The 3,116-nt window shown below is 64.4% G+C and carries 4 protein-coding genes; all 4 read left to right on the top strand.

Annotated features, from left to right (window positions below):
• A partial coding sequence (locus ACE3TU_RS20720) for a hypothetical protein (protein WP_374627701.1) occupies window positions 1-512 on the top strand: 512 nt, incomplete at its 5' end.
• 81 nt (window positions 513-593) lie between these two features.
• Window positions 594-1,520: a radical SAM protein gene (locus tag ACE3TU_RS20725; protein WP_374627703.1), complete on the top strand. Its 927-nt coding sequence runs from the start codon at window positions 594-596 to the stop codon at window positions 1,518-1,520.
• A gap of 213 nt (window positions 1,521-1,733) precedes the next feature.
• A complete protein-coding gene (locus tag ACE3TU_RS20730; protein WP_374627705.1) occupies window positions 1,734-2,495 on the top strand; it encodes a SapC family protein in 762 nt (253 codons plus the stop codon).
• A gap of 113 nt (window positions 2,496-2,608) precedes the next feature.
• Window positions 2,609-3,116, top strand: a 508-nt coding sequence (locus tag ACE3TU_RS20735) for an LEPR-XLL domain-containing protein (protein ID WP_374627707.1), incomplete at its 3' end; no start/stop codon positions are given.

The raw sequence follows: 3,116 nt of genomic DNA on the forward strand, positions 1-3,116 counted from the left end.
CCCTGAAGCTCTATCTGGAGTTCCCCGTCGGTGCGGTCCTGCCGGCACTGGTTCCACCCGGAACCATCTTCTTTGCCGCCAAGTGGGTATCCGGCGGTCGGGCGACCTTCTCGATCTACCGTGATTTGCCTGACGTTCGTGCTGCAACCACGATACGTGGGTTCGCGCAGGCCCTCACACCGAGCCTGGCCCTCCGCGACTTCCTCGACAGCGTGCTTGCGGGGGCCGCGCCGACGGTCCCTGACTACGGCCTTCCCACCATGGAGGTTGTCGAACTGGGGACCGCTCGGCGCTCGATCGATGTCAATCTATATGGGGCGAGCGTCCGGCTCGCCGCACTGCGGACCGCCGTGGACCGGCTTGCTGCGGGCCTCGCGGTGCCGGCTGCAAGCCTAGCGGCAGCCCTGCCGGCATCCGGCGACCCGTTCCTGGGCCACGTTTCGCTTGGGCATGGGCGCGACGGCGAACCCTTTGCGACAGTGTACTTCGGGGCCGTGGCGCGCCCCGCGTGACATGCCCTTTGGTTTTCGCCGGCCTGGGCCTAGACTGGGCCAAGGTTGCTGCGCTTTGCCGGGAGCACCAGGGGAGACCGCATGGGCCGATACGATCACAGCCGCTACGTCTCCTTGACCATGGAGTTCCGCTGCAACCTGCGCTGCGTCCACTGCATGATCGAAGGCACCATGGACCGCCTGACCCCGGTGTCGGATCAGCAGTTCGAGGGCGTGCTGGCCATCAATCGGCACGAGCGTCGCTGGAGCGGCCTGATTCTCACCGGCTCCGAGATCACCCTTCGTCGCGACCTTCCGGAGTTGGCGCGGAAGGCTCGTGCCGCCGGTTTCGAGCATGTCCGCATCCAGACGCACGGCATGCACCTGTCCCGCGCCAACTACGCACAGGAACTGGTCGAGGCCGGGGTCGACGAGTTCTTCGTCTCGGTGGCCGGCTCGGACGCCGCCACGCACGACGAGATAACCTGCATCCCCAATTCCTTCGCCAAGATGATGCGCGGCCTGGAGATTCTGTCCGACATTCCCGGTACGGCCGTGATCACCAACACGGTCGTGACGGAGCGCAGCTATCGCCTGCTGCCGGCGGTCGTCGATGCGCTCAAGCCCATCCGGGCGCTGACACAGATGGAGTTCTGGCACTACTTCCCGATGACCGAACACGACGACAAGGCGCTGCTCGCGGACTACCGGGAGATCGTGCCCTACCTGGCGGAGGCCTGTCGCCGCGCCGACGAGCACGATATCGCCGTGGAGATCAAGAACGTGCCGGAGTGTCTCCTCGGCCGGGATGCGCACCGGCTCGAGAACGGTCAGCCGCAGCTGGTCATCGACACCGACTTCTGGGTCGAGTTCGATCGCAATGGCTTCTATCAGTGTCCATATCGCCAGAGTTGCAGGTCCAGGCAGTGCCTGGGACTCACGTCGGCCTATGTGGAACGGTTTGGCGATCACCGGGACGCCTTGCGACCGATCTCCCCGGACGAGCAGATTCCCGCTCGCGCCTCGTAACTTTATCGTGACCGCCGACGGCGGACGAGTATCCGCGCGAAGACCCGGCCCTAGCGGGAATTATTACGTGCTAGGAACGACTTCGCTTTCTTAGGCATAGTATATCAGTACGCATTGATCATTCCCGGAAGGCCGTTTACGACTTGGTAATGGGGGCGGATTCCGTCCCCTGCCGGGGGAGGCTCAGGCCTCGTGGACGCCCCAGGGGAGACAATGCCAAAGCAGCTACTGATCTACGACAATGCCGTACCGGTCACGCGACAGAAGCACGGAAAGGTCTCCGTGAAGGCCGGCGCCGACTTCCGCTTCGCCACCGGGATCAACTCGGTGCCACTCATGGCCGCCGAGTTCGCTCAGGTGGCTAGTGACCTCACTATCGTCTTCGCCGGGCAGGGGGGCGAGGTCGTCCCCGCGGTTCTGCTCGGAATCCGCGACAGCGAAAACCTCATGGTCGATGCCGAGGGCCACTGGCAGGGCAAGTACATCCCGGCCTTCCTGCGACGCTACCCGTTCGTGTTCTCGTCGAGCCCCGACGGGCAGAACTTTACGCTTTGTGTCGATGAGGCTTTCGAGGGCGTCAACAAGAATGGGCGCGGCGAGCGGCTGTTCGATGCCGACGGTGAGCAGACGCAGTACCTGAAAGGGGTCCTGAGCTTCCTGCAGGCCTACCAGGTCCAGTTCCACCGAACCCGCGCGCTCACCGAGCGACTGCGCGAACTGGCGCTGCTCGAACCGATGCAGGCGCAGTTCACCCTGCGGTCAGGCCAGGTTCTGACCCTGTCTGGCTTCGAAGCAGTCAGTCGGGAGAGACTCAGGGCTCTGACCGGCGAGCAGCTTGCGGCCCTCTCTGCCGCCGATGACCTCGAACTCATCTTCCTTCACCTGCAGTCGTTGCGGAACCTGCAGGCCACTGCCGAGAGAATGGGCACGGCGCCCGCGGAAGCGCCGGTGACCGGGCAGGAGACGGCCGCCTAGGCCACGCCATTGCGAAACTGCCGCCGGGCAAGCCCGGCGAACCGTGCGAACCGTTCGACGACTTTCTGTTGAGAGACCGGGCGCTGGACCAAAAGCGTCGGTAGGGGGTGAAAGTGGCATATCCGTTCAGGTCCGAGGGCATTTTTGGCCCCCCCGCTTCGCCGCGCCGCGAGAAGCTTGTTTCGACGCTGCGTCGGCAGCTTGCCAGACTGTCGCGGGGATCGCGGGTTCGGCGCGAACTCGAGGACAGGGTCCGGCTGATCTTCGATCCGCTCGAGCCGCGCCTGCTGCTCAACGCAGACCTGAATGTCTCCCTGAGTACCGATCTTCCGGACGCCGAGCATCAGCTGCTGGTCCGCCTGTTCGACGATATCGTTCGCACCGAGACCGAGACAGTAACCGTCAAGCGTGTCCAGATCATCGACCAGACCGACGGGGGCCGTGTGCTGGCCTTCGGCGACGCTGACACCATCACCTCTGTCGCCATCGCCGGCAATGCCGGCAACGACACCTTGACCATCGACGTCGATTCGTTCGGCGCCACGGTCCTTCCAGCCATATCGTTCGATGGCGGCGACGGTTCCGACAGGGTCGTCTTCGACTCGTCTTCTGCTGCCAACT

It is taken from the genome of Devosia sp. (assembly GCF_041917035.1).
Classification (GTDB): Bacteria; Pseudomonadota; Alphaproteobacteria; order Rhizobiales; family Devosiaceae; genus Devosia_A.

Coding starts and splice junctions, on each gene's coding strand:
- ACE3TU_RS20725 (WP_374627703.1), top strand. CDS start 594: ATGGGCCGATACGATCACAGCCGCTACGTCTCCTTGACCATGGAGTTC.
- ACE3TU_RS20730 (WP_374627705.1), top strand. CDS start 1,734: ATGCCAAAGCAGCTACTGATCTACGACAATGCCGTACCGGTCACGCGA.